The organism is Rhodopseudomonas rhenobacensis (genome assembly GCF_014203125.1).
Classification (GTDB): Bacteria; Pseudomonadota; Alphaproteobacteria; order Rhizobiales; family Xanthobacteraceae; genus Rhodopseudomonas_A; species Rhodopseudomonas_A rhenobacensis.
In genome coordinates this window covers 49,355-75,139 of the sequence record NZ_JACHIH010000007.1, presented here as the reverse complement: position 1 = coordinate 75,139, position 25,785 = coordinate 49,355, and the positions used below count along the sequence as shown (strand labels likewise).

Sequence of the window (25,785 nt, the reverse complement as noted above, 5' to 3'; positions counted from 1 at the left end):
CTGACGTCCATTCGATCGTCGGCGACGCAGTAGCTCTCGCGGTCGATGCGAGGCTGGGACGCGGCGCTGCTTCGTCGACTTAGTCGTGGCGTAGTCACGGCGACTTATCAATCGGTCGGAAAAGAAAGCAACGGATGTCATTCTCCGCGTGCTGGCGCAGCAGGTTCCTTCAGGGCTTCATCGCTTCGGGGAAAATTCTTTCAGCGCCGGCGCGCAACGCTGAGGGAGCCAAGCGCCGAGCGGGCGCTACCGCCACCGTGGCTTATGACGCGCCGATCTCGGCGCGGTGCGACGGCCACGCCGCGAATCAGAAAGACTATCCGCGTATCGCCGGTTCAATAGAACAAATCACCCGCGCACGCGGCGCAGACAGTCAATGCCGTGCTATTTCCGAGGACTCCTCGACAGCACGACGGATCGCCACCATCATTTGCGGGAATACAAGGGCGTATTCGACGGCAGTGGTGCTGACGCCGCGTCCCAGCAATCGATTGGCGCCGCCGCACAATCCCTGAAACCCAGACGAGGACCATGATCAGTTTCATTTCCAGGCTTGGCCTGATCGGCACCGCCGCGCTCGCCATCGGCGCCCAGAACGCCTCCGCGCAGACACCGGCCCCACCCGACCAGGTCCGGATCGGCTATCAGAAGTCATCGACTCTGACCGCCATTCTGAAGACCAATGGCGACCTCGAAAAGGCGCTGGCGCCTCTCGGCGTCAAAGTATCATGGCACGAATTCACCAGCGGGCTGCCGCTGTTGGAAGCCATCAACACCGGCAATGTCGATTTCGGCGCCGACGTCGCCGACACCGTGCCGCTGTTCGCGCAGGCCGCGGGCGCCAAGCTCGCTTATATCGCCGAGGAATCCGCCTCGCCTTCGGCGCAGGCGATCCTGGTGGCGGGGGACTCGCCGATCAAGAGCATCGCCGATCTGAAGGGCAAGAAGGTCGCGGTGACCAAAGGCGCCGGCAGCCATTTCCTGCTGCTCGCCGCGCTGGCCAAGGCCGGGCTCAGCTTCAAGGACATCACGCCGGCCTATTTGACGCCGGCCGACGGCCGCGCCGCCTTCATCGGCGGCAATGTCGACGCCTGGGTGGCGTGGGACCCGTTCCTCACCAGCGCGGCGCGGCAGTCCAAGGCGCGCGTGCTCGCCGACGGCAGCAACGGGCTCGCCAGCTACAAGCGCTACTATCTGTCGTCCGCGGCGTTCGCCGACCGCCGCGCCGACGTGCTGAACGTGATCTTTCGCAAGCTCGACGAGACCGGCCGCTGGGTGAAGGCGAAGCCGCAGGACGCAGCCTCAGTGCTTGCAGGATTGTGGGGCATCGACGCCACCACGGTCGAAGAGGCCAACAGCCACCGCTCCTACAAGGTCGGCGCGGTGACGGCGCCGGGGCTGTCGGAGCAGCAGCGCATCGCCGACGCGTTCTTCGCCGAAGGCCTGCTGCCGGTGAAGGTCAACGCCGACGACGCCAAGATCTGGACGCCGAAGCCGGAGTGATCAAGTCTCCTCATCCTGAGAGTGTGACTCAAAAAGCGATCAATGGAATCAGGCATTGAACGCGTCATTGCGAGGAGCTCTTGCGACGAAGCAATCCAGGGCCACGCAAAAAGGCCCCTGGATTGCTTCGCTGTTCGGCCGGCGCTACGCGCCGTCCTCGGCTCGCAATGACAAAACCCTGATTTTGCTTGCTGCTTTTTCGGTCAGGCTCTGAGGAGCCAGGCTGAGCCCGAAGAGCGAAGCCGGGCGTCTCGAAGGATGAGGGCGGCCTCATGGTTCGAGACGCGCGCCGAAGTCGGCGCGCTCCTCACCATGAGGCTGTGCGACGCCAAGTGGCGCGCCACGCTTCACCACGAGGATGCGCTCATGCCGAGCCCTGCTGCGGCCGCATGTCGGCGCGGTCGATGCCGGCGATCACCACCGGCTTTTTCATGGCGTCGCGGCGGAACGGCTCGCCGAGTTCCTGATTCAAGACCACCTCGATGAAGGTGGTGACACCGTCCGCCTGCGCCGCGCAGGATTCCGCCAGCGCCGCGGTGAGCTCGTCCGGGCTGCGCACGGTGACGCCCTTCAACCCGCACGCCACCGCGACGCGGGCATAACTGAGATGCGGATCGAGCTCGGTGCCAACGAAATTGTCGTCGTACCACAGCGTCGAATTGCGCTTCTCGGCGCCCCATTGGTAGTTGCGGAAGATCACCATGGTGATCCCCGGCCATTCCTCGCGGCCGATCGAACTCATTTCATTCATCGAAATGCCGAACGCGCCGTCGCCGGAGAAGCCGACCACCGGCAGATCCGGCCGGCCGATCTTGGCGCCGATGATCGCCGGAAAGCCGTAGCCGCACGGCCCGAACAGCCCGGGCGACAGATAGCGGCGGCCGGCGTCGAAACTCGGATAGGCGTTGCCTATCGCGCAATTGTTGCCGATGTCCGACGAGATGATCGCGTCGCGCGGCAGGCCGGCCTGGATCGCCCGCCAGGCTTGCCGCGGCGACATCCGCTCCGGATCGCGCACCCGGGCGCGTTCGTTCCAGCTGGTGCCGTCATCGTCGTCTTCGTGATCCATGCTGGAGAGCTGCTGCAGCCAGGCCGACTTGGTGGTGTGGATCAGCGCCTTGCGCTGCTCACGCCCGCCGTCGCCCGCCGTCGCGCAGAGCTGCGCCAAGATCTGCCGCGCCACCAGACCCGCGTCGCCGCAGATCGCCACGCTCAGCGGCTTGGTGAGGCCAATGCGATCCGGGTTGATGTCGACCTGGATCACCTTGGCGGCCGTCGGCCAATAATCGATGCCGTAGCCCGGCAGCGTCGAGAACGGATTGAGCCGCGTCCCCAGCGCCAGCACCACGTCGGCCTTGGCGATCAACTCCATCGCCGCCTTCGAGCCGTTGTAGCCGAGCGGGCCGGCGGCCAGCCGATGCGAGCCGGGAAACGAGTCGTTGTGTTGATAGCCGTTGCACACCGGCGCGTCGAGCCGCTCCGCCAGCGCCACGCAATACGCAATCGCGTTGCCGATCACCACGCCGGCACCCGACAGGATCACCGGGAACGAAGCTTCCGACAACAGCTTCGCGGCCGCAGCGACCGCGTCCGCGCCGCCGGCCGGCGGCTCCAGTTCGATGATCGACGGCAGCGTGATGTCGATCACCTGGGTCCAGAAATCGCGCGGCATGTTGATCTGCGCCGGCGCCGACAGCCGCTTCGCCTTGGTGATGACGCGGTTCAAGACCTCGGCGACGCGCGACGGATCGCGCACCTCTTCCTGATAGCAGACCGTGTCGCGAAACATCGCCATCTGCTCGACTTCCTGGAAGCCGCCCTGCCCGATGGTACGGTTCGCGGCCTGCGGCGTGACCAGCAGCATCGGCGTGTGATTCCAGTACGCGGTCTTCACCGCGGTGACGAAATTGGTGACGCCGGGACCGTTCTGCGCGATCGCCATCGCGATCTTGCCGGTGGCGCGGGTGTAGCCGTCGCAGATCAACCCGCCATTGGCCTCGTGCGCGACGTCCCAGAACCTGATCCCGGCCTTCGGAAACAGGTCGGAGATCGGCATGAAGGCCGAGCCGATGATGCCGAACGCATGCTCGACGCCGTGCAGCTGCAAGACTTTGATGAACGCTTCTTCGGTGGTCATACGCATGGGATGAAGTCCAGGTTGCAATGTCGAGGGATGATCAGGCGACGCCGGACGGCGCCAGCAGGCCGGCGAGCGCCCGCGCCAGCTCGTTCGGCGTATCGGTGACGCGCACGCCGGCGGCTTCCAGCGCCGCGCGCTTAGAATCGTAACCGCCGCGGCCGCCGCTGACGATCGCACCGGCATGGCCCATCTTCTTGTCCGGCGGCGCGGCGCGGCCGGCGATGAACGCCACCACCGGCTTGGTCATGCCGCGCGCATAGTCGGCGGCGTCCTCTTCCATACTGCCGCCGATCTCGCCGATCAGCGCCACCGCCCGCGTGCGCGGGTCGCGGTCGAGCGCGATCAACGCGTCGCGCGTCGTGGTGCCAATCAACGGATCGCCGCCGATGCCGATGAAGGCGGATTGGCCGAGCCCGGCGCGGCTGAGATCGAGGCAGATCAGCGTGCCGAGGCTGCCGCTGCGCGAGATCACGCCGACGCTGCCCGGCTGAAACACCTCCGCGTTGCCGCCCGGCATGATGCCGACGAAGCCCTCGCCGGGCGTGACGATGCCGGCGGTGTTCGGGCCGATGATGCGGCTCTGCGAAGCGCGGGCGCGGGCGTGAATGTCGACGATGTCGCGGGTCGGAATGTGTTCGGTCAGCACCACGATGGTGCGGATACGAGCGTCGATCGCGTCGATCACCGCGGCGCGCGCCTGCAGCGGCGGAATGAAGATAACCGAGATGTCGATCGCGCCGTCCCACGCCGCGTCGACCGCGGAGCCGTAGATCGGCACGCCGAGAATCCTTTCGCCGGCGCGCTTCGGATTGACGCCGCCGACGACGTTGGTGCCGCAGGCCTGCATATTCTGGGTCCAGAAGCTGCCCTGCTTACCGGTGATGCCCTGCACCAGCACGCTGTGTCCGCTGCGATAGATCATCGTGCAGCCTCGATCGCGGCCAGCACCGCGTCTTCCATCAGATCGTACGGCTCGACACCGAGCCGCTCGCGCACCAGCTTCACGGCCTCGTCGGCGCCGGTGCCGTGAATCGAGAAGAACGCCGGCACGCTCGGCCGCAGCACCTCCCAGGCGCGGATCACGCCCGCCGCCATCACGTCGGTGCGGGCGAAGGCGCCGCAGAAATTCACCACCAGGCTTTTGACGCCGGGATTCGACAGCACCAGATCGAGCGCGACTTCAGCCTTGGTGTAGGCGTCGCCGCCGATCTCGAGGAAATTCGCCGGCCGGCCGCCGAATTGCGCGATCACGTCCATCGTCGTCATGGTCAGCCCGGCGCCGTTGGCGAGGATCCCGACATTGCCGTCGAGCTGGATGAATTTCAGCCCGTGCTCGGCGCCGCGCCCCTCCAGCGCGGTGAGCTTCAACGGCGCCGCAGCCGCGACCAGCGCCGGCTGGCGCAGCGCCGCGGCGTCATCGAGCACGAATTTGCAATCCAGTGCCACCACGCGGCCGTCGCGCAACAGCGCCAGCGGATTAATCTCGACGAGTTCGGCATCGTGGTCGCGATAGAGCTGATAGAGCTTCGCAAGCACCTCGGCGATCGCCGCCTCGGCCGCGCCGAGCCCCTGCCCGCGCAGCAGATCCACCGAGTCGGCTGACCTGAAGCCGCGGGTCACATCGACGACGGCGCGGCGGATCGTATCGGGCTTTGCGGCTGCGAGTTCTTCGATCTCCACGCCCCCCTCGGCCGAGAACAGCACCAGCGGGCTGCGACTTTCCACGTCGGTCACCACCGCCGCGTAGACTTCGCGATCGATCTCGGCGCGCGCTTCGACCAGCACGCGTTCCACCACGTAGCCAGCAATGCTGCTGCCGAGAATTTTTCGCGCAGCACTCGCCGCCTGCTCCGGCGTAACGGCGATCGCGATGCCGCCGGATTTGCCGCGCTTGCCGGCCGGCACCTGCGCCTTGACCACGACCGGCCCGATGCCGCGCGCCGCGTCGGCGGCGGCGTCGGGCGTCGTACAAACAACGCCGCGCGGGATAGCAATTCCGGCCGGGGCAAGTAGCAGTGCCTTGCCGACGTGCTCTTCGAAGTTCATCGCCGCGTCCTATCGCCCGTAGCGTTGCCAATGCGGCCCGAACAACTCGTCCTCGCTCGGCCTGTCCTCGGCGATCGGCACCACGAGGTGGGTGATGTTGAGAAAGTGCCGATAATTCAGGTTTTCCGAGATGCTGTTCTTTTGCCAGGAGCCGCAGCCCATGGTCAGCGTGAAGTCGAGGCCGCTGTCGAAGCCGCCGCCATTGCCGAAGGTGTGGGCGAAATTCACCAGCACCCGCACCACCGGAAAAGATTCCGCGAGCTGATAGGCGCGGGCGAAATCCTTGGTGTGCAGGCCGAGCGAATGGCCGCGGCCCTGATAATCCAATATGTCCCGCGCCTTGGCGGTCGCGGCGGCGAAATCGCTGGCGCGGTAGACGGTCAGCACCAGCGATAGTTTTTCGCCGGACAACGGATGCTCCCAGCCGACGCCGGTCTCTTCCACCATGATGAATTTTGCCGTCGCGGCTTGCGGCAAACCGAAGGCAGCCGCCAGCACCACAATGTCGCGCGCGATCAGGTCGCGGTTGAGCTTGCCGCCCTGCCACAGCGCGCTTTCGATCTGCGATTTCTGCGACGGCTCAGCCAAAAACCCGCCTGCGTCGCGCAACGCGGCGAGTGCCGCGTCGTACACCGCGTCGACGATCACCACGGAATTCTCCGACGAGCACGAGGTGGCGTTGTCGAAACTCTTCGAGGCTGCGATCTTTCGCGCGGCGTCGGCGAGGTCGGCGGTCTCGTCGATGATCACCGGGACGTTGCCGGCGCCGACCCCGATCGCCGGCGTGCCGCTGGAATAGCCGCGCCGCACATTGTCCTGCGAGCCGGTGACCACCACCAGATCGACCGCCTGCATCAAGGACTGCGTCGAAGCCTTGGTGATCGGCGCCGGCAGAATCTGCACCAGGTCCTGCGGCAGCCCGACCTGCTGCAACGCCGCGCGCATGTAGTCGACTGCGCGCGCGGTGGTGCGATAACCCAGAGGCGACGGCGCGATGATGATGGCGTTGCGGCCCTTGATCGCCATCATCGCCTTGTTGACCGGGGTAGCGCCGGGATTGGTCGACGGCGTCACCGCGCCGACCACGCCGAGCGGCTTGGCGAATTTGACCAGGCCGCGCCTCTCGTCGCGCTCGATCTCGCCGACCGACTTCGCCCGCAACAGATCGCGCAGCGTGCCGAAAGTCTTGCGCTGCTTCTTGACGATCTTGTCCGGCACATTGCCGAGCCCGGTGTCGGCGACAGCCAGTTCGGCGAGTTCGCGGGCGTGCTCGGGCTTGTACAACGACCACGCCAGCGTGCGCACCGCCTCGTCGGTCCGCGCCTGATCGGCCTCTGCAAACGCCTGCTGCGCGGCGCGCGCCCGCCGCACGACCTCCTCGACGGTTGCGGGCGCATCGGCGGGACGCGGGACGGATACGGCGGCGGTCATGGGGCTCTCACACGGCAATCGGCGCGGCGATCACATTTCGCCGAGAGCCAAAGGTATCTCTTGTCGCCAAGGGTCGGGTCAATGGACCAGATTTCCAACTATCAACTGCTGTGGAGATTCCTCTTCTCTCGATCGGCCAGCCGAGAGAATTGCCGGCATCGGCCGAGCAGCCGTTGCGATGGACCAGCCGAGCGTGCGCCCACCATTGTGGCCGAACCGATCCAGCCAAACAGCAACGCGGCCACGCGCGTTGCAGCCACCCATCCTCACAATCTTACTCAATGGCATCGCGATCCTCAGTCAAGGGCCAATCACAGCAGAACCCTTTCCCTGATCGCGGCGCGCGTGATCCGAATCTCCCAATTTTCTGCTTAGCGGTAGTTTTAGCCGAGCAGCGGCAGACGCAGGGGCGTTCGCCGTTCTATCATGGCCCAACCATCATATCGCCGATCTCCAACAGACATCGGGTTGTTACGAGCCGATTCGATAGTACGCAATCTGACGACGGCATCCCGCCTTCGCCAAAACCGATCCGGCGAGCTTGCACCCGGGCCGGCCGTCGGCCGCACCTAATCCGTCATGACGACTTAGGAAACACATTGGGAAATCCACGATGAGCAATATTGCCGAAGCCGCGACCGCAAGCCACGCCGATCACTCCGATCCGCTGCTCGAGGCGCTGGGTCGCATCGTCGGCGCGGCACATGTGGTGGCCGGCATCGATGCCCCCGAGGCGCTGACCGACTATCGCCGCCGCTATGTCGGCCGCGCCCGCGCCGTGGTGCGGCCAGCCTCCACCGCGGAGGTCGCCGAGGTGGTGCGCGAACTCGCGGCCTGGGGCATCCCGGTGGTGCCGCAGGGCGGCCATACCAGCCTGGTCGGCGGCGCGACGCCCGACGACAGCGGCGAAGCGGTGGTGATTTCGCTGAAACGCCTCGACCGCGTGCGTGCCGTCGATCTCGACAACGACACCATCACGGTGGAAGCAGGCCTGGCGCTGCGCAAGGTGCAGGACGCCGCGCGCGACGCCGGCCGGCTGTTTCCGCTCAGCCTCGGCTCCGAGGACAGCTCCACGATCGGCGGCAATCTCGCCACCAACGCCGGCGGCGTCCAGGTGCTGCGTTACGGCAACACCCGCGATCTGACGCTCGGCCTCGAAGTGGTGACGCCCGAGGGCGAAATCTGGAACGGGCTGCGCGGCCTGCGCAAGGACAATTCCGGCTACGATCTGCGCGATCTTTACATCGGCAGCGAGGGCACGCTCGGCATCATCACTGCGGCGACGCTGCGGCTGTTCCCGCAGCCCGTGGCGCAACGCACCGCGTTCATCAAGCTCGCCACCATCGAGAACGTGCTGGCGCTGTTGAACCGCGCCCGCGAAGGGTTCGGCGCCGCGCTGACCGCCTTCGAACTGATCACCGGCCCGGCCTACGCGCTGGTCGAGCACCAATTGCCGGACGAGCGTTTGCCGTTCGCGGCGGAACCGAAGGCCGAGCGCAGCTATGTGCTGCTGGAGGTTTCCGACGGCGAGAGCGAGCAGCACGCCCAAGAGGCGCTCGAACGCGTCGTCGGCTCGGCGATCGAGAACGGCATCGCGATCGATGCGGTGATCGCCGACAGCCTGGCGCAGAGCCAGGCGCTGTGGCGACTCCGCCAGGTCAATCTCGCCCAGTCGCAGCTCCGCGACGGCCGCGTCATTCCGCACGACATCTCGGTGCCGATCTCGCAGATCCCGCAATTGCTGCGCACCACCGAAGCCGCCTTGCAGCAGCGCTTTCCCGGCGTCCGCGTATTCGCCCACGGCCATGTCGGCGACGGCAATCTGCACTATCACGTCGCCCGCCCGCTCGCTCAGGACGAGTCCCACGTCGCCGAACACGAGAATGACATCCGCGCGCTGGTGCATCGGCAGGTCACCGCGCTCGGCGGCTCCATCAGTGCCGAACACGGGGTCGGCCGCTCCAAGCGCGATGACCTGCCGCACTACAAGACCCCGCTCGAACTCGCGCTGATGCAACGCATCAAGCACGCGCTCGATCCGCACGGCATCATGAACCCCGGCAAGCTGCTGCAGGGCTGAACCGCGCGATGCCTGCTATTTCAGAGAGATCCATCATGACCCGCACCGCCACTGTCGCGGAGGTCCGCGCCGCCCTGATCGAAGGCCGCGAGATCGCGCTGTTCGACGTCCGCGAGGAAGCGCCCTATTCGCGCGGCCATCCGTTATTCGCGGTGTCGCTGCCGCTCAGCCGGCTCGAATTGAACGTGCTGGATCTGGCGCCGCGGCTGGATGCGCCGATCGTGCTCTATGACGATGGCGAAGGCCTGGTCGCACGCGCCGCGGCGCGGCTGATCGCACTCGGCTACAGCGATGTCGCTGAACTCGACGGCGGTCTTGAGGGTTGGCGGCGCGCCGGCGGCGAAGTGTTCATCGACGTCAACGTGCCGAGCAAGGCGTTCGGCGAATTGGTTGAGGCAAAGCGGCACACGCCTTCGCTCGCCGCCGCCGAGATCGAGCGACTGATCGCGGATCATGCCGACATCGTGGTGCTGGATTCCCGCCGCTTCGAGGAATATCGCACCATGTCGATTCCGACCGGCACCAGCGTGCCGGGTGGCGAACTGGTGTTGCGGCTGCAGGATCTGGCGCCGCGGCCGGACACCACCGTCATCGTCAACTGCGCCGGACGGACCCGCTCGATCATCGGCACGCAGTCGCTGATCAATGCCGGCATTCCCAACAAGGTGTTCGCGCTGCGCAACGGCACCATCGGTTGGACCCTCGCAGGACTTCAACTCGACCACGGCGCCGAGCGGCGCTTCCCGGAATTGTCGGCCGAGGCGCGCGCAACCGCGCAGAAGCGCGCGCGGTCGCTCGCCGAGCGCGTCGGCGTTCCCTTCGTCGATCGCGCCACGTTGGAATCCTGGCAGCGCGACCTGGCCGGCGTCTCGCTGTATCTGCTCGACGTGCGCACCCCGGAGGAATTCGACGAAGGCCATCTGCCGGGCTTCCGCTCGGCGCCCGGCGGGCAATTGGTGCAGGCCACCGACGAATGGATCGGCGTCCGCCACGGCCGCCTGGTGCTCGCCGATGATGACGGGGTGCGGGCGACGCTGGCCGCCTCCTGGCTGATCCAGATGGGATGGCGCGACGTCCACGTGCTGCAGAACGGCCTCGCCGGCGCCGAACTGGAGACTGGCGCGCGGCCGCCGCGCCAGCCGCCGTTCCCGGCGATCGCAATCGCGGCGATTGCGCCGCAGACGCTTGCGGCGGAGCTGGACCAGAGCGTGGTGATCGATCTCGCCACCAGCCGGCGCCACGCGGCAGGGCATGTCCCCGGCGCGTGGTTCGTGATTCGCGCGCGACTCGCCGAAGCGCTGCGACGCCTGCCGGCGGGCCAACGGCTGGTGCTGACGTCGGACGACGGCGACCTCGCGCGCTACGCCGCAGCCGACCTCGCCGCGCTGACCGACCGGCCGATCGCGGTGCTGGCCGGCGGCACCGCGGCCTGGCAGGCGGCGGGCTTGCCGGTCGAGCGCGGCATCACCCGCAGCATCGAGCCGGTCGACGATGTCTACAAGCGGCCCTATGAGGGCACCGACAATGCGAGTGCGGCGATGCAGGCCTATCTCGACTGGGAGTTCGGCCTGATCGCGCAACTCGACCGCGACGGCACCCACGGTTTCCGGGTGCTGTGAGGACCCAACAGCAACGCCCAAGCTCAGCCGCGCGGCTGGAAAACCCCCTCAGGCTCTGCGCAAGATCGGCCGTTCATCGCCATCTCGCCTCGGTCACGTTCGGCAAACACCCAGTCCCGGAATCGCCGCCCGACGGGATTGCGTAGCGTCGGCACCGCGATGACATAGCCGCGATCGCTGGTCAGGCTTTGTTCGGTCAACCGCACCAGCCATCCCGCCCGCAGTCCATCATCCACCAGCGGGCTCCAGCCGAGCGCAATGCCCTGCCCTTGCATCACCGCTTGCAGGATCAGTGGATAGTTGCCGAAACTCAGATCCTGAGCCTGCGGCGGCGCGCCGGGATTTTCCACCACCCCATGGGCCTTCATCCAATCCGCCCAGGTGAACCAGCAGTCGCGGCCGCCCTGCAGATGCAGTCGCCGCATCTGTGCGATCTGATCCGGAGCCACCGGCGGCTTCGCGTCCTTCAGCAGCATCGGACTGCCGATCGGCGTCACCTCTTCGCCAAACAACAGGCTGGTTTCCCAACCGGACGGAAAGAACCGCCCCCGGCCATCGCCGAACAAAATCGCGACGTCGACGTCCTCGCCACGCAGATCAACGACGCTCTGTGCCGTGAGGATGCGGACTTCGACGCCTGGAAGATGATCCTCCAGCGCCGGCAGCCTGGGCATCAGCCACAATGCCGCGAACGCGAAATCGGTGAACACCACGAGCCGTCGGCGCGCCGGGTCGCGCCGGATCGCCGAGGCCGCGACATCGATCAGATCCAGCGCCTTCGCAGCCGCATCGTACAGCGTCTGGCCGGCCTGCGTCAGGGTCACCCCGCGATGTAATCGCCGGAACAGTGAAACGCCAAGCTCAGCTTCCAGTCCTGACATCTGCTGGCTGACAGCCGGCTGTGTCAGCCGCAACTCATCCGCTGCCGCGCTGAAACTACCAAGTCGCCCCGCCGCTTCGAAACTGGCGAGCGCGATGAGCAGCGGTCGGAACGAAGCGTCTGACATTAATCGGGCTCATATCGTCCATTAGAGGATGGCATCTTCACAGACTTGTTTAATAGTTGATTAGTTCGATAGCAATTGTGCACCAACTCACCGCGATCCAAAAGCTGCCGGCGACGCCACATAAGAAAGGCTTTACCGCGTAGCGCCTGCTAATCAGAAGAAAACAACCGCATGCCGCCGTCTTTGCCGAACTTACTTATCGTCATTGCCGACCAGCTCACCGCGAGCGCGCTGCCGGCCTACGGCAACCGCGTCGTCCGCACGCCGCATCTCGACCGGATCGCGGCGAACGGCGTGCGATTCAATCGCGCCTATAGCAACAGCCCGCTGTGCGGTCCCTCCCGTGCTTCGCTGCTCACCGGGCGGTTGCCAACCGCCATCGGCGCTTATGACAATGCCTGCGAACTGCGCGCGGAGCTGCCGACGATCGGTCACCATCTGCGCCGCGCCGGCTATCGCACGATCATCTCCGGCAAGATGCACTTCGTCGGTCCCGACCAGTTGCACGGCTTCGAGGAGCGGCTCACCACCGACATCTACCCGGCCGATTTCACCTGGACTCCCGACTGGACCCGTCCGGAACATCGGCCGGACTGGTATCACTCAATGGACTCGGTGCTTTCGGCCGGACCGTGCGCGCGGAGCAACCAGATCGATTACGACGAAGAAGTCGTGTTTGCAGCGCGCCGCAAGCTGTTCGATCTCGCCCGCTTCGGCGACGATCAACCGTTCTGCATGGTGGTGTCGCTCGCTCACCCGCATGATCCGTTCAACATCGGACAGGCCTACTGGGACCGCTACAAAGACTCCGAGATCGACCTGCCGCGGGTTGCTCGCCAGTGCGCCCCGGACCCGCACACGGCACGGCTGCGGCATATCTGCGGCATCGACGCCGAGCCGGTCACCGAGAACCAGGTCAGGGCCGCTCGCCACGCCTATTACGGCGCGATCTCCTTCGTCGACGACCAGATCGGCCTGCTGCACAAGACGCTCGATGAATCCGGCTTCGCCGACAACACCATTACCGTGTTCCTCAGCGATCACGGCGAAATGCTGGGCGAGCGCGGGCTATGGTACAAGATGTCGTTCTTCGAGGGCGCCTGCCGAATCCCGCTCGTCGTCCACGCGCCGGGCCGCTTCCAACCGCATGTCGTCGACAAGGCAGTGTCGCTGGTCGATCTGCTGCCGACGCTGTGCGCGCTGGGCGGTGCCGCCCGGCCCGCGGAGACCGACGGCCGCAGCCTGCAGCCGCATCTCGAGGGCCGCGGGGGTCATGACGAGGTGTTCGCCGAATACTGCGCCGAGGGCGCCGTCGCGCCGATCGTCATGATCCGGCGCGGACGCTGGAAGTTCGTCCATTCGCCCGGCGATCCCGACCAGCTCTACGATCTGGACGCCGACCCGGATGAACTCGACAACCTCGCCGCAGCGGCGCCCGAAGCCGCGGCGTTCCGCGCCGAGGCTCACCGGCGCTGGGCCCTGCAGACGATCACCGCCGACGTGCTGGCAAGCCAATGTCGCCGATCCTTGGTGGCGGACGCGCTTCGACGCGGACGCACCACGCCCTGGGACTACGAGCCCCCTGGGGTCGCCGCCACCGCCTACATCCGCCCGCACAAACCCATCGAACGGCTTGAGGCCGACAGCCGCCTGCCGAGCAGCCTTTGTTCCGCGGACAAGGTCCGGCCATGCTCAGCCCACCAGGACGACAGACAATGACAAAGACGCCGCCCCGCCGCGCGCTGCTGGTGATGCTGCCGCTCGCGCTTCCGATCACCGCCGCCCTCGCCGAGGACCGCCCGACGCCGGCGTCCGCCGCGCCCGCAGCCACGGCGCCGGCGGATCTCACCATCCCGGATGTCGTCGTGCACGCCGAGAAGCGCGAGGAAAAGGCCCAGGACGCGCCGATCTCGATTACGGCCGCCACCGCCGAGGCTTTGACCAACAATGCCGTGCATGACTCGCTGACGCTTTCGCAGGCGATTCCCGGATTGCAGGCGGAGACCACGTCCGGCTCGACCAATCCGCGCTATCGAATCCGCGGCATCGGCACCAACGACTTTTCCGCCAACATGATTCCCGCCGTCGGCGTGTCCGAAGACGACGTCTTCCTCGATGCCGGCTCGGCGCAGGGCGTGCCGATCTACGACCTCAACCATGTCGAAGTGTTGCGCGGACCGCAGGGAACGCTGCAAGGCAAGAACACCACAGCCGGCACGATCAATTACTACAACAACCGCCCCACCCCGAAATTCGAGGCCTACTCGAAGACCACGGTCGGCGATCGCTCACGCCTCGGCGAGGAAGCCGGGATCAGCGGCCCGCTGGTCGAAGACAAGGTGCTAGGACGGTTCTCCTTCACCGATCAGGGCTATGGCGGCCAGTATCACGATTTCTTCCGCAACAAGTCGGTCGGCGGACAGCGCTATTGGGACATGCGCGGGCAACTCGAGTTCCTGCCGACCGACGACCTCAACGTGCTACTGAAAGTGCACACCGGCAATAACCGGACCGACGTGCCGTTGCGACATGTCGGTCTGCTGCCGGGCGGCCTCGATGCCCAGGGCTACGCGCAGCCCCCCGGCAGCAACATTCTCGCCAACAACGGCAGCGGCGAATCGTCCAATCGACGCTCGGGGATCTCGCTGACCACGAACTATCATCTGCAGAGCGACTGGAAGCTGACCAATATCTTCGCCTACGAGTCGAGCAAGTTCAACATCTTCTCCGACGACGACGCGTCCCCGGCGCCGCTGAATTACGAAGAGAACATCGGCGGGCGCTCCAACGTCATCAGCAACGAGATCCGCTTCGCCTCGCCGGACACCAATCCGGTCCGTTTCATCGGCGGGCTGTATTACCTGAACAACGAGACCAATTCCTACAGCCAGCAGCCGCTGTACAGCCCGGTGAATTTCGGAGTCGACGGCAACGCCTATAATTTCAACATCAACACCCGGGATCTGGCGGTGTTCTCCTCGCTGGCGGTGGATCTGACCGACCGCCTCACGCTCACCGCCGGCGGCCGCCTCACCGACGAAAAACGCAGCGCCAACGGCGAAGCCTGGTCGTACATCACCAATACCGCCTCGCCGATGGACCCCAGCAACCGCAACCTCACCTACATCAACACCGCGACCGCGACTTACATCAATCCGTCGACCGGCCTGCCGATCGCTGGTCCTGCGCTGTCGACCAGCGGCGTCCACGACAGTGAGGACCTGACGCTGAGGTACAAGGTCACACCGGACGACTCGGTGTATTTGCGCTACGCCCGCGGCTTCCGCACCGGCAACTACAACACCTACGTCGCCACCGCGTCTGACTTTGCGCTGTTCGATCCTGAGATCCTCACCGACTACGAAGCCGGCATCAAGACGCTGCTGTGGAACGGCCGGCTGCAGCTCAACGTCAGCGCGTTCCACTACAATTACCAGAACATGCAGGTGACGATCCTGCAGAACACTGGCACCACGACGACCAACGCCGCCAGCGCGGTGTCGGACGGTTTCGAATTCGAAGGCAAGGTCCGGCCGGTCGAGAACCTGACGGCGACCTTCGGCGCGACCTATCAGAACGCGCATTATGTCAGTTTCACCAATGCCAGCGGTCCCTATCCGATCAACCAGGGCAACCCGATCGACCTCTCCGGCCAGCCGTTCGAACGCGCGCCGAAGATTTCGGCCAACCTCGGGGCGACCCTTCACGTCCCGGTGTCGTTCGGCTCCTTCGATCTGAATACCGAATGGCGCTACACCAGCCGTTATCGCTTCCAGGCCTGGTCCGATGCCACCAACGTGACGGCGGCGGCATTTTTGGCGACGCCCGAGGCGCAGGCGCTGATCCACAACTCGTTCTCGCAGGGCGATCTGCTGCTCGGCAATTTCCGGCTCGCCTACCGGACCGAGGACCAGAAGACCGAGCTTGCCGCCTGGGTGCATAACGTCACCGACCGGGCCTACAACACCAACGCGTTCGGGATGTTCTTCAACCGCAGCATCACGCAATATCCCGGCCAGCGCCGCGCCTTCGGGCTCGAACTGACGCAGAAGTTCTGAGCATGACCGAAGCGGCGCAGCCCTCTGCCGGTCTCCGCTCGGAATCGGCGTTGCGGCCGGCTATCCGGATCCGGCCGCGCGACTGGCTGGCGATCGGCGCGGTCGACGCGGCGGCGCACAGCATGAATTCGCTGGGGCCGTTCGTGGTCGGCGGCCTGATCGAGGATCTGCACTTCTCCGCCACCCGAATGGGCATCTGGAGCATGACCGAGATGCTCGCCTATGCGGCCGCGATGTTCGTGCTGGCGCCCCGCGCCGGCCGGCTGTCGCTGCCCGCTTTGGCCGGCGGCGCGGCGCTGCTCGCCGCGATCGGCCAGCTGCTATCCGCCGTGGTCGACAGCTACGCCGTGCTGGTGTTGCTGCGGGTCGCGACCGGCACAGGGTTCGGCCTGCTCAACACCGCGGTGAATGTCTTCGCCGCCCGCACCGCCTCCCCGGACCAGGCGATCTCCTTTGCGATGGCGATGCAGACCGCGCTGTTTGCGGCCATGGGCGTCGCGCTGCCCAGCGCCGGCGGGTTCGGCGGCAGGCCTGCGATGTTTCTGGCGCTGGGCGCCTTCGTGCTGGTGTTGATCCCGTTCATGATGCTGCAGCCGTCTGGTGCGCCGGATAGCAGCCCGGCGCCGCGGTGCGCGCCGCACCGGCGGCCCTGGCCGAAACTGCGCCATGCGCTGCCGATGCTGGCTGCGACGGCGCTGTTCACTTTCGGCTCGCTGGCGATCTGGCCGTTTACCGAGCGTATCGGCCTGGCGGCGGGGATCGGTCGGGCGCAATTCGGCTATCTGACCAGTCTCAGCAATCTGTTGGGCTTTGCCGCCTGCATCGGCGGCGGCCTGCTCGGCGCGCGGCTCGGCCGAACACTTCCCGCGCTGCTGTTCCTGCTGGCGAGCGGCGTCGCCTGCTTGGTTCAGGCCGCCCCGCCCGACGCGCAGGCCTTTTCGATCGCTTTCGTCGCCAACTACGTGCTGTGGTTCCTGGCCTATCCGGCTCTGATCGGCGCGGCCTGCGCGCTCGATCCGATCGGGCGGCTGCCGACGCTATGCACCGCCACCTGGCTCTTGTCGCAGGCCGCAGGATCCGTGCTGGCCGGCGCCGCGGGCGATGCCGGCAATTATTCGGCGATCGGCTGGCTCGGCCTTGCGTGCTGCGCGGCCGCCGCGGCGCTGTTTCTCGCCGTCGGACTGCCGCTCGATCGCGCCGCGAGGGCGCGCCGGGTCCCCGCATGAGCCGGGGGGCCGATCCGGCGCGGCGCGCCGGCGTTCAACTGATGGCCAAGCCGACCGGTGCCTCCTGCAACCTCGCCTGCGAATACTGCTTCTTCCGTAGCAAGACCGAGCTCTACCCCGGCAGTTCGTTCCGGATGTCCGACGACGTGCTGGAGGCCTATACGCGGCAATATCTGGCGCAGGCCGGGCCGAAGGCGGTGTTCCTCTGGCAGGGCGGCGAACCGACGCTGGCGGGGCTCGGCTTCTATCGCCGCGCGCTGGCCCTGCAGCGGCGGTTTCGCCGACCGCATCAGGTGGTGCACAACAGTCTGCAGACCAACGGCGTGCTGCTCGACGACGCCTGGTGTGCGTTCTTGCGCGACGAGGAGTTTCTAGTCGGCATCAGCCTCGACGGACCGGCAAACTGCCACGACCGCTATCGCCGCGACAAGGCCGGGCACGGCACATTCAGCAAGGTGATGCGCGGCATCGCGTTGCTGGCGCGGCATCGCGTCGAGTTCAACGTTCTGGCGACCGTCAATGCGGCCAACCAGGAGCGGCCGCTCGAGGTCTATCGCTTCCTGCGCGACGAAGCCGGCGCGCGTTTTCTCCAGTTCATCCCGGTTGTCGAACGGACGGCATTCGGCGACGTCAGCAGCCGGTCGGTCGCGCCGATCGCCTGGGGGCATTTCCTGATCGCGATCTTCGACGAATGGTTAAGGCGCGACGTCGGCCGGGTCTCGGTGCAGATCTTCGAGGCCGCGTTAGCCGCGCAAATTGGCGCGCCCTCGCCCGTCTGCACCTTCGCCGCCACCTGCGGCCACGCTCTGGTGCTGGAGCATGGCGGCGACGTCTTCATGTGCGACCATTTTGTCGACGCCCAACATCGCCTCGGCAATCTGCTGGTGACGCCCTTGGCGGATCTCGCCGCGAGCGCCGACTTAGCGGGGTTCGGCCTCGACAAGCGGGACGCGCTGCCGCCGAAGTGCCGGGCCTGCGACGTGCGCGCCGCCTGTCAGGGCGAGTGTCCGAAGAACCGCTTCGTCACCGCACCCGAAGGCGGTGCGCCGCTGAACTATCTCTGCGAGGGATACGGAGCGTTCTTCCGACACGTCGAGGCGCCGATGCGGCGCCTCGCGACGCTGCTGCAACCGCCGCCGGCGGGCGCCAAGGTCGGCGTCAACGCGCCCTGCCCCTGCGGTAGCGGCTTGAAATTTAAGCGCTGCCACGGCGCCCGCAGCGAAAATTTCAGCGGCGCCGGCTGGGGACTTGCCATCGGCCGCTGATCGCGTCGCGCACCGCGCAAAACCTCGGCTAATTGTGCCGCACCTCGGGTGACGCAAGACCATTGGTCGTGTTGGCGCCTTGGGCCGCCTCCGAAACCAGCGCCACCTTGGTGAACCCCGCGGCATTGATCTGCCCCATCACTTCCAGCACCGCGCGATACGGCAGGTTCTTGTCGGCGCGGACGTGAATGCGCCGGTCGAGTTCGTTTTCGGCGTAGTTCAGCAGCGTCGGCAGCAGCTGATCGGCCGCAACCTCGCTCGATCCGATGTAGTATTTGCTGGCGCCGTCGACGCTCACCGCGAGCGGCGGCTTCTGGTCGTTGAGTGATTTGGCCTGGGTTTTCGGCAGATCGACCGGAACACCGGCGGCCATCAGCGGCGCCGCCACCATGAACACGATCAGCAGCACCAGCATGACGTCGACCAGCGGCGTCACATTGATATCGCTGATCGGCTGGTCGTCGTAATCGTCGTCGTGTTTACGCAGCCCGGCGGCCATGTGCCTCTCCCTTCGCGAGTTGGCGGGACAACTCGACCTCGTAAATGCCGATGAACGTCGTCAGTCGCTTGCTGTATTTGCCGATCGCGCCGCCGATGCGATTGTAGAACACCACGGCGGGAATCGCCGCGGCAAGACCCAGCGCGGTCGCGAACAGGCTTTCCGCGATGCCGGGGGCGACGACGGCAAGGCTGGTGTTGTTGCTGGCGGCGATGCCCTGAAAGCTGTTCATGATCCCCCAGACGGTGCCGAACAGCCCGACAAACGGCGCAATCGAGCCGATCGTCGCCAGCCCCTGCAGGCCGGTTCGCAAGCCGTCGAGCGCGTTACCGCTGGCGAGCTGCGCGACCCGGTGGACGCGCTCCAGCAGGCTTTCCTGCTGGCCGACGTTGCGGCGCAACTCCGCGGAGCTGGCGTTTTCGTCGACCATGGCCTGATACACGATGCGCAGCGGATCGTCGGCTTTGACCTTCAGAAATTCCTCCGACAACTCCGAAGTCGACACGCCCTTCGTCAAACTCTTCAGCAGACGCTCGGCGGTGCGATCGAGCGCGCCCAAGCGAACCGACTTGGCCACAATGATTCCCCAGCTCCAGGCCGACGCCAGGATCAGGATGACGATCACCAGTTTGACGATGGTGTCGGCCTGGACGAACAATTCCAGCGGCGTCGCAATGTGGATGGCACCCGCGGTGCCCCCGGAAGAAATAGCAGATTCAGCCATGCCGTTCCCTTTCACGAGATGTTGGCGTCGAAGCGATTACGGGCGATAGACGATGGCGCCCGATATCCTGTATGAGCGCGCCCCCAGATTGGGCGGCGCCGGAAATGGCGCTGAGCGTGCCAGCACCTGCGAAACGGCCTGATCGAGCGCCGCGTTGCCCGAGGCCGAGACCGATTTGGAGTGCAGCTCGCCGGAGGCGCCGATCACGATCACATAGCTGATACGGATCGACTGCCCCGACGCCAGCGCGCCACGCGGCAAGCTGCCGCCCGCGACCCTGTTGATCCTCTGATAGATCGCGTTGGCATAATCCGAGGGCACCGCCCCCTCGGTATGCTGGGCTGCGTGTTGCGCCGGCTGCGGTTTCGGCTTGTTCGGTCGGGGCTCGACCCGCTTCGGTTCCGGCTTGGGCGGTTCGGGCTTGACCTCCGGCGGCTTTTCCGGAGCGGCCTGCTCCACAACCGGTTCCGGCAGCTTCTCCGGTTTGGCCGCTGCAGGCTCCGGCGGTTGCTCCGGTTGCGCCGGCTCGGCTTGCTGCTCGGGCTGCGGCGGCTCGTCGTAGATCATCTCCATCGGGGCTTCGAGCGTCATCGGCGGCGCGCTGAAATCGACGGCCAGGAGCGCCAGCAGCGTGAGAACATACAGGCTCACGCCCAGCGCAATGAGCGAATACGGTTGACGCGACGGCGCTGTGTCGAACAACGTCTCAGTAATGGCGCGAAATTCTGGCGGTGGCGGCACCAGCGCCTCGGCCGCGGGTGACCGCATCGCTTGGTTCATAGCCGGACCAACCCATCGCGACAAATGACGCGGCGGCGACCGCCGGGCGTTCGTCGTGTTGCACGACGTCTTCGATCGAAGCGCCGCCTGATTGCCCACGCGGTCGTAACATCACTCTCGCCGTCGCAAGCCTCGCAGTAGCAAGCCTCCCGGAACGAAGCCCGGTCGCGGTATCGGTCGCAAAGAACAACTGCCATCAGGGGCCCCGGCGACTTGGGTCCGGATTCGCGACGGACCAGTTGGTAATCGCTGCTATCATCTTCGAATAGTATATTTACTCCCTCGCCAAGTCAAATACATCAAGTCTTTCATTGACTTATACGGACCATAAGACGAGCCAATACCTCGGCATGACTCCGCATCGGCGACGCAGAGGTCGTGCTTAGTCGTGCCGCAATGATTATCTACGCTGTCTATCAACGACGACCGTTTTGCACCAAGAGCGACGATCTCCACAGGCAACATCTAGCCCGGAGCAGCCGTCGCTGCTCTCCAAAGCCGCTCTTGCGGCAGCGGTGGTTTTCGTCGGAGAGTGACCCGCAGCAAAATGCGGCTGTCACTCAGAGGCACCGCGGCGAAGGTCAGACCCACGCGGCTCGCGCCGGCACTCCGGTGACGTCAGGCAGGCCGACCGCCGCCGCCCAATGCTCGATCGGCAGCGGCTGGCCGTTCAGATAGCCCTGCAACTGGTCGATCCGCTCCGAAACAAGGAAGCACCGCTGGACTTCCGTCTCCACCCCTTCGGCGATCAACGTCCAACTCGAGACCGTGAACGAACATTTCGGCTCAAACTTGGCCTCGATCCGAATCTACTGGCCAACGGCCGCGCTTCCGAAGCGAGGCGATCGGATTGGCAAATGTCCACGGTCTTTTCGTGGATCAGCCACTCGTAGACGGCAGAGATGGTGTTGAGGTTGCTGATTGTGGATGCCGACTTCCCAGCCTTGTCGCGCGCAGAGAGCAAACGATGCTTCATCTATGCGACCTCCAACCGCTCCGCGCTTGCGGGAGCGCCTTCAAACCTGCGCGCGAAGCAGCCGTCACGCGCGTGGCAAGCTAGTCGATGTGGAGCCGAAACGCCCACCCGACCACATGGCTGCGGCGCTTATCGACCGGCGTGGTCGGCGCCACCCGCGATGGCTCCACGCGTCGTTGCGGCGAAGGCGAACTCAATCGATGTTGACGACCACGCGGTCGGCGAATTTTTTCGTGTCCGTCGTGCGTTTCATCACCTCGACCACTTTCAGCTCTTCGGCGTAGGTGATGATCTCGTTTTTGAACTCCTCACCGGTCGGATGCCGGTTGTTGGTCAACGACCGCAACATGCGGCCGAGATCCGCCGGATTTTCCTTCGGGGCATAAGGCGCGTAGGCCACCGCCGCCTCGTCAGGGTTGTCCTGCGCCCATTGCGTCGCTTCGATCAACGCCTTGGTCGCGGCAACGGCGGTGGGCCGGTCGTCGCGATAGAGGCTGCCGCGTACGCCGACCACGCAGCAGGCGCGATCGGCGTATTCTTCAACTACATTGCTGAATACCTCGACCAGATGATGCGTACGCTTTAGCTTGAAGGCGAGCGGGTCGCTGGTGCTGACCGCATCGACATCGCCCTTCTCGATCGCCACGCCGAGCAGGTCCGGCGGAAACTGCCGCCATTCGACTTCCTTGACCGGGTCGACACCGCGCTTCGCCAGCGCAATGGCGAAGAAATTGCGATCGACGCCGGCGATATCGCCGACCCCGATCCGCTTGCCGCGCAGCGTTTGCAGATTGGTCAATCCGGACCCCGCGGGCGCTAGGATGTTCATGCAGCCGCCATGGGTGGCGCCCGTCAACTTGACGTCGAAACCGGTCTCCAACGGCTTGATCCAGCGCAGCGCCATGCCGATGGCGAAGTCCGCATTGCCGGAGGACAACGATTGCAACAGCAGGTCGGTCGATCCGGCCCAATTGATGGTCTCGACCTTGAGATTGTACTTATCGAAGAATCCACGGTGCAACGCGACGGGGACCCCAATATGGCAGAGCGCAATCGGCATCCAGGCAAGCTTCAAGACCTTGGCATCCTGCGCGCGCGCCGGCCGCACCAAGCCAAACGGAGCTGCCAGCGCCGCGCCGGCTGTTGCCCGCAACACCGCGCGGCGCGAGACCTCCGATCGGCTCACGCGTTGCCTTGCATCAGCATTTCGATCAGTCATATGTCGCCCTTCCGGCTGTATCGTGGGCCGCGATGATCGGAGCTAAGCACAGACGCGATGGTAGTTGTTTTCGAATCTGCGGAGATTCGGAGATTCAGACAGCACCGCACTCGCCTTCATCGAAGCTTCCATGCGTGCCGCATCACCGCGCCACGATGCGTCGTGTCGTAACCAGCAATTCGAGGGCGCTCGGCTCCGGACGACTTTGTCAGTGGCACACCCCCCAGCCGCCGGCCACGATCGCGACGAGCGGTTGGCTCGGCAGATCGATGGTCGCGACCACCTGTTGGGTCTTCCCATCGACGACCAGCAGCTTCGGCGGATCCGACAACGGCAGATAGAGCTTTCGGCTGTCGACCGTCACCGCGCCGCGCACCGGCACGCCGGGCAACGTAATTTCCTTCGCCAGAGCCGGCCGGTCGAGATCATAGACCAACAGTTGCCGCCGCGCCGCGCTGGCGACGAACCCCACACTGTCGAGCCAGGCACTGTAGGTCCCGGTGACGCCAGCCGCGCCGCGCAACGTCACAGGCGCGGGGAAATGCTCGCTCCGAACAACAAGCGTCTGCCGCAATCCATCGGGTATCATCAAGACTGTGCCGGTGCCTGACGGCACCGCCGGGCCAGCCCCCACCGTGACGTCGATCCGGTCGATCGTCCGTTCGAGCCCAAGATCAAGAACATCGATCGAGCCACCACCCTGCGGCTGCAACAACAGGCGGCGGTCGCCCGGCAACCGCGTCAGCGTACCAATATCCGTCCCAGGCGGTGCCCCCGCGACAATCTGCCGAAGCTGCCGACCGGTCACCGCATCGATCACGCCGATCCCGCCTCCGCCCTTGGCCACAACATAGATCGTACTGTCGTCATTGCCGAAAATCACGTCCCGTAACGGCGGCAGGCCGGTGATCGAAGCCGTCACCCGTTCGCTGACGAGATCCACCAATGCAATCGCGCCAGCCGTCGGATCAATCGCTGCGACCACGCGTCCGCGGGCTCCCAGTACGAGCCGCTGCGCGGCGTTGGGCAGCGCAATCTGGTTCGGAGGCCCGCCGAACACACCGAGCACCGTCATCGCGGAGCGGCCTTCGGTAGCGATCAGTTTGGTCAATTCACGACTGACCTCGACCTGACCCGGCACGTATTCGAGCTGCAACGTCCCGGAGATTTGATCCGTGTCGGTGTCGATCAAAGTGACGATCGGGGAGACGGCGGATGGCACGAACACGTAGCGCTCGATATAGCCGGTCGCCGGTCCGGCTTGCGCGATCGGCACCAAGCCGATCACACCGCAGCCCACGATCGCATTCAGGCGCACAACGGCCGCCCTCAGCAGAGTAGTCAGCAGAGTGAGGAGAGTTGGTATGCCATGGCGTCCGCCTGCAACCTTCATCCGCACCCGCCGATCCCTTGCCCATCCACGCGGGCTTTCATGCCTCGTCGCCTTGGTTGCGACCGCGCCTGGCAAACGCGCCGCACAACGACAACCGGGCGCCTTGGAGATCCACCGTACGGCTTGCGAAGGCCGCAACGCGGCCACGCCAGCAGGCAATCAACCGGCGACGTCGACGACTACGCGATTGGCGAGTTTCACCGGATCGGTGCCAGGTTTGATGATAGATGCCCGCTTCAGATCGCTGGTGATCTTGATCACTTCCTTCCGCAACGTATCGCCGATCGGGTGGTGACCGTGAGTGTGGCTACGCAACATCGCGGCGAGATCGGCCACCGGCACCTTCGGCGCATATTGCGAGAACACCTCCGCCGCATCCTCGGGCTGGCTCGCGACGTGGGCCGCCGCGTCGCGAATGGCATGGGTCAGCGCCGCGACCACCGCCGGATCTTGGTTCCACAGCGCGGTGCGGACGCCGAGCGTGCAGCACGACAGCGTCGCGTAGTCTCCCACCAGATTGGACGAAATCTCGACTAACTCGCCGTTGCTCCGCTTGAGTGTCAGCCACGCTGTCGGATCGGAATCGGCGATCGCCTGGATCTCACCGCGCTGCAGGGCGACCGGCAGCAGGTCGGCAGGAAACTCACGCCACTGCACCTCGGTTTCCGGATTGACGTCGCTTTGCGCCAACAGGCTCGCGAAGAAATTGCGCGGGCTGCCGGAGATGCTGGAAACGCCGATCGTCTGCCCTTTCAGCTTGCTGATATCGGTGAAGCCGGAATTCTTGCCGGCGAACAGCCGGGTGCAGCCACCGTGCAGCCCCGTGGTCAACTTGACGTCGATGCCCTGCTCCAGTGGCTTCAGCCAGTTCAGCAGCATGCTGGCGCCGACGTCGGCTTTGTCGGTGGCGAGCGCCTGCAGCATCTGGTCGGTCGAACCGGCGAGCTTGACAAACTCCACCTCCAGATTGTGCTTCGTGAAGTAGCCGCGATGCTGCGCTACCGGCACCGCGGCCGTGCAGACTCCGGTGCCGTTATAGGCAAACCGGATCTGGCGAGGCGGGCCGTCCAGGGCCGTGGTGTCGGAGACCCGGCAAACCGGCGCATACCGAAACGGATCGAACGCCGTGGGCCTGACAACAAGGGAAACCGCGTTCGCGCTTTTCAGCCCCCCAAATGGAACAGCGGCACCGAATACGCCGGCGAAGCCGAGCAGGCGGCGACGCGACAACGACCGTTCACGCTTTTCGGACGCGCCGCGACCGTGACCTTTCGAACCATCTGATGGCGTCATAGCGATATTCCAAGCCGACCTGATCGTCGTGCGGCCGACCCGAAGCTAGCTTCGCCGCGACGCGCCGCTGAGTTTCATCGGTTGCTTCCTCATCGGCCGCTTCCTCTCTCAAATGGTAGCTCGCTATAGACCGAAGTCAATGAACTGATCTTCTGTTATTTACGTGACGTGATCTATATTGTTCGTCATCTCACGTCGTTGATAGCACTCTGGTCTATCGAGTTAGTCGGCGGCTGTTCTGTTTGCTCTGGTAACACGATCTCGTCCATTGGCTTCGACAATCAAACAAGCCCTCTTGTTACGCGAAGACCAACAACTGACCACGACGGCATCATGATAGTGATATGCCGATCAGCGGACGCGCGTTGAAACCCAATACTCGAATCCGCATGCTCGACACTAAATTTGGCCTGCGAACCGGCTGAAATTGGAAATTGCCTCGACAGCGCGGTCTCGATCAAATTGCGTGGCTGGTGTGATCCGCGTCCGGATCCCATCAGGCCGTTGCGCTCGCAATTCTCGGGCG

The 25,785-nt window shown here is 65.3% G+C and carries 20 protein-coding genes; 8 read left to right on the top strand and 12 right to left on the bottom strand.

Annotated features, from left to right (window positions below):
* The first annotated feature begins 134 nt into the window (after positions 1 to 134).
* Together HNR60_RS08245 and HNR60_RS08240 are read left to right on the top strand one after the other, a co-directional pair.
* On the top strand, positions 135 to 515 hold the full coding sequence (locus tag HNR60_RS08245; RefSeq protein ID WP_184256264.1) for a hypothetical protein: 381 nt from the start codon (positions 135 to 137) through the stop codon (positions 513 to 515).
* Positions 516 to 531: 16 nt separating this feature from the next.
* Positions 532 to 1,503: an aliphatic sulfonate ABC transporter substrate-binding protein gene (locus HNR60_RS08240; RefSeq protein ID WP_184256262.1), complete on the top strand. Its 972-nt coding sequence runs from the start codon at positions 532 to 534 to the stop codon at positions 1,501 to 1,503.
* A 364-nt stretch (positions 1,504 to 1,867) separates the two neighbouring features.
* On the opposite strand, the gene xsc is transcribed toward HNR60_RS08240, so the two are convergent.
* From xsc to sauS, 4 genes are read right to left on the bottom strand one after another with little or no spacing between them, the layout of a single operon-like run.
* A complete protein-coding gene (gene xsc, locus HNR60_RS08235) occupies positions 1,868 to 3,646 on the bottom strand; it encodes a sulfoacetaldehyde acetyltransferase (protein ID WP_184256260.1) in 1,779 nt (592 codons plus the stop codon).
* 34 nt (positions 3,647 to 3,680) lie between these two features.
* Entirely contained in the window at positions 3,681 to 4,565 is an 885-nt protein-coding gene (sucD, locus tag HNR60_RS08230) for a succinate--CoA ligase subunit alpha (RefSeq protein ID WP_184256258.1), read from the bottom strand.
* Positions 4,562 to 5,689 (bottom strand): succinate--CoA ligase subunit beta, encoded by a 1,128-nt coding sequence (locus tag HNR60_RS08225; protein ID WP_184256256.1) that lies wholly within the window; start codon positions 5,687 to 5,689, stop codon positions 4,562 to 4,564. Before HNR60_RS08225 ends, sucD begins: the two co-directional genes overlap by 4 nt.
* 9 nt (positions 5,690 to 5,698) lie before the next feature.
* Positions 5,699 to 7,138: an acylating sulfoacetaldehyde dehydrogenase gene (gene sauS / locus HNR60_RS08220; protein WP_283810625.1), complete on the bottom strand. Its 1,440-nt coding sequence runs from the start codon at positions 7,136 to 7,138 to the stop codon at positions 5,699 to 5,701.
* Between the two features lie 595 nt (positions 7,139 to 7,733).
* Here sauS and HNR60_RS08215 point away from each other — a divergent pair.
* Positions 7,734 to 9,200, top strand: coding sequence for an FAD-binding oxidoreductase (locus HNR60_RS08215; RefSeq protein WP_184256252.1), 1,467 nt, complete (start codon positions 7,734 to 7,736; stop codon positions 9,198 to 9,200).
* 35 nt (positions 9,201 to 9,235) lie between these two features.
* Positions 9,236 to 10,819, top strand: coding sequence for a rhodanese-like domain-containing protein (locus HNR60_RS08210; RefSeq protein ID WP_184256250.1), 1,584 nt, complete (start codon positions 9,236 to 9,238; stop codon positions 10,817 to 10,819).
* A 23-nt stretch (positions 10,820 to 10,842) separates the two neighbouring features.
* Here the strand turns inward: HNR60_RS08210 and HNR60_RS08205 are convergent, their stop codons facing one another.
* Complete coding sequence (locus HNR60_RS08205; protein ID WP_184256248.1) at positions 10,843 to 11,826, bottom strand: LysR substrate-binding domain-containing protein; 984 nt, start codon at positions 11,824 to 11,826, stop codon at positions 10,843 to 10,845.
* A gap of 171 nt (positions 11,827 to 11,997) precedes the next feature.
* Here HNR60_RS08205 and betC point away from each other — a divergent pair, with 171 nt between their 5' ends.
* From betC to HNR60_RS08185, 4 genes are read left to right on the top strand one after another with little or no spacing between them, the layout of a single operon-like run.
* Entirely contained in the window at positions 11,998 to 13,545 is a 1,548-nt protein-coding gene (gene betC, locus HNR60_RS08200; RefSeq protein ID WP_184256246.1) for a choline-sulfatase, read from the top strand.
* Positions 13,542 to 15,884, top strand: a complete 2,343-nt coding sequence (locus tag HNR60_RS08195; RefSeq protein WP_210313372.1) for a TonB-dependent receptor — start codon at positions 13,542 to 13,544, stop codon at positions 15,882 to 15,884. Before betC ends, HNR60_RS08195 begins: the two co-directional genes overlap by 4 nt.
* 2 nt (positions 15,885 to 15,886) lie before the next feature.
* Positions 15,887 to 17,110: an MFS transporter gene (locus HNR60_RS08190; protein WP_184256242.1), complete on the top strand. Its 1,224-nt coding sequence runs from the start codon at positions 15,887 to 15,889 to the stop codon at positions 17,108 to 17,110.
* Entirely contained in the window at positions 17,107 to 18,375 is a 1,269-nt protein-coding gene (locus tag HNR60_RS08185; RefSeq protein WP_184256240.1) for an anaerobic sulfatase maturase, read from the top strand. The genes HNR60_RS08190 and HNR60_RS08185 overlap by 4 nt, the downstream gene beginning before the upstream one ends.
* A gap of 28 nt (positions 18,376 to 18,403) precedes the next feature.
* On the opposite strand, the gene HNR60_RS08180 is transcribed toward HNR60_RS08185, so the two are convergent.
* From HNR60_RS08180 to HNR60_RS08150, 7 genes are all read right to left on the bottom strand, one after another.
* Complete coding sequence (locus tag HNR60_RS08180; RefSeq protein WP_184256238.1) at positions 18,404 to 18,874, bottom strand: ExbD/TolR family protein; 471 nt, start codon at positions 18,872 to 18,874, stop codon at positions 18,404 to 18,406.
* On the bottom strand, positions 18,855 to 19,613 hold the full coding sequence (locus HNR60_RS08175) for a MotA/TolQ/ExbB proton channel family protein (protein ID WP_347339322.1): 759 nt from the start codon (positions 19,611 to 19,613) through the stop codon (positions 18,855 to 18,857). The genes HNR60_RS08180 and HNR60_RS08175 overlap by 20 nt, the downstream gene beginning before the upstream one ends.
* A gap of 21 nt (positions 19,614 to 19,634) precedes the next feature.
* Complete coding sequence (locus HNR60_RS08170) at positions 19,635 to 20,378, bottom strand: TonB C-terminal domain-containing protein (protein ID WP_184256236.1); 744 nt, start codon at positions 20,376 to 20,378, stop codon at positions 19,635 to 19,637.
* Positions 20,379 to 20,959: 581 nt separating this feature from the next.
* Positions 20,960 to 21,130, bottom strand: a complete 171-nt coding sequence (locus HNR60_RS08165; protein ID WP_184256234.1) for a hypothetical protein — start codon at positions 21,128 to 21,130, stop codon at positions 20,960 to 20,962.
* Positions 21,131 to 21,547: 417 nt separating this feature from the next.
* Positions 21,548 to 22,540 (bottom strand): ABC transporter substrate-binding protein, encoded by a 993-nt coding sequence (locus tag HNR60_RS08160; protein ID WP_347339321.1) that lies wholly within the window; start codon positions 22,538 to 22,540, stop codon positions 21,548 to 21,550.
* A 241-nt stretch (positions 22,541 to 22,781) separates the two neighbouring features.
* A complete protein-coding gene (locus HNR60_RS08155; RefSeq protein ID WP_210313370.1) occupies positions 22,782 to 23,972 on the bottom strand; it encodes a YncE family protein in 1,191 nt (396 codons plus the stop codon).
* 153 nt (positions 23,973 to 24,125) lie between these two features.
* Positions 24,126 to 25,259, bottom strand: coding sequence for an ABC transporter substrate-binding protein (locus HNR60_RS08150; RefSeq protein ID WP_184256228.1), 1,134 nt, complete (start codon positions 25,257 to 25,259; stop codon positions 24,126 to 24,128).
* Between the last annotated feature and the right edge of the window lie 526 nt (positions 25,260 to 25,785).

What these genes read in the sequence shown, in the direction of transcription:
- HNR60_RS08240 (WP_184256262.1), top strand. Translation starts at nt 532, where the DNA reads ATGATCAGTTTCATTTCCAGGCTTGGCCTGATCGGCACCGCCGCGCTC.
- xsc (WP_184256260.1), bottom strand. Translation starts at nt 3,646, where the DNA reads ATGCGTATGACCACCGAAGAAGCGTTCATCAAAGTCTTGCAGCTGCAC.
- betC (WP_184256246.1), top strand. Translation starts at nt 11,998, where the DNA reads ATGCCGCCGTCTTTGCCGAACTTACTTATCGTCATTGCCGACCAGCTC.
- HNR60_RS08170 (WP_184256236.1), bottom strand. Translation starts at nt 20,378, where the DNA reads ATGAACCAAGCGATGCGGTCACCCGCGGCCGAGGCGCTGGTGCCGCCA.
- sucD (WP_184256258.1), bottom strand. Translation starts at nt 4,565, where the DNA reads ATGATCTATCGCAGCGGACACAGCGTGCTGGTGCAGGGCATCACCGGT.
- HNR60_RS08185 (WP_184256240.1), top strand. Translation starts at nt 17,107, where the DNA reads ATGAGCCGGGGGGCCGATCCGGCGCGGCGCGCCGGCGTTCAACTGATG.
- HNR60_RS08195 (WP_210313372.1), top strand. Translation starts at nt 13,542, where the DNA reads ATGACAAAGACGCCGCCCCGCCGCGCGCTGCTGGTGATGCTGCCGCTC.
- HNR60_RS08245 (WP_184256264.1), top strand. Translation starts at nt 135, where the DNA reads ATGTCATTCTCCGCGTGCTGGCGCAGCAGGTTCCTTCAGGGCTTCATC.
- HNR60_RS08205 (WP_184256248.1), bottom strand. Translation starts at nt 11,826, where the DNA reads ATGTCAGACGCTTCGTTCCGACCGCTGCTCATCGCGCTCGCCAGTTTC.
- HNR60_RS08215 (WP_184256252.1), top strand. Translation starts at nt 7,734, where the DNA reads ATGAGCAATATTGCCGAAGCCGCGACCGCAAGCCACGCCGATCACTCC.
- HNR60_RS08150 (WP_184256228.1), bottom strand. Translation starts at nt 25,259, where the DNA reads ATGACGCCATCAGATGGTTCGAAAGGTCACGGTCGCGGCGCGTCCGAA.
- HNR60_RS08225 (WP_184256256.1), bottom strand. Translation starts at nt 5,689, where the DNA reads ATGAACTTCGAAGAGCACGTCGGCAAGGCACTGCTACTTGCCCCGGCC.
- HNR60_RS08190 (WP_184256242.1), top strand. Translation starts at nt 15,887, where the DNA reads ATGACCGAAGCGGCGCAGCCCTCTGCCGGTCTCCGCTCGGAATCGGCG.
- HNR60_RS08180 (WP_184256238.1), bottom strand. Translation starts at nt 18,874, where the DNA reads ATGGCCGCCGGGCTGCGTAAACACGACGACGATTACGACGACCAGCCG.
- HNR60_RS08210 (WP_184256250.1), top strand. Translation starts at nt 9,236, where the DNA reads ATGACCCGCACCGCCACTGTCGCGGAGGTCCGCGCCGCCCTGATCGAA.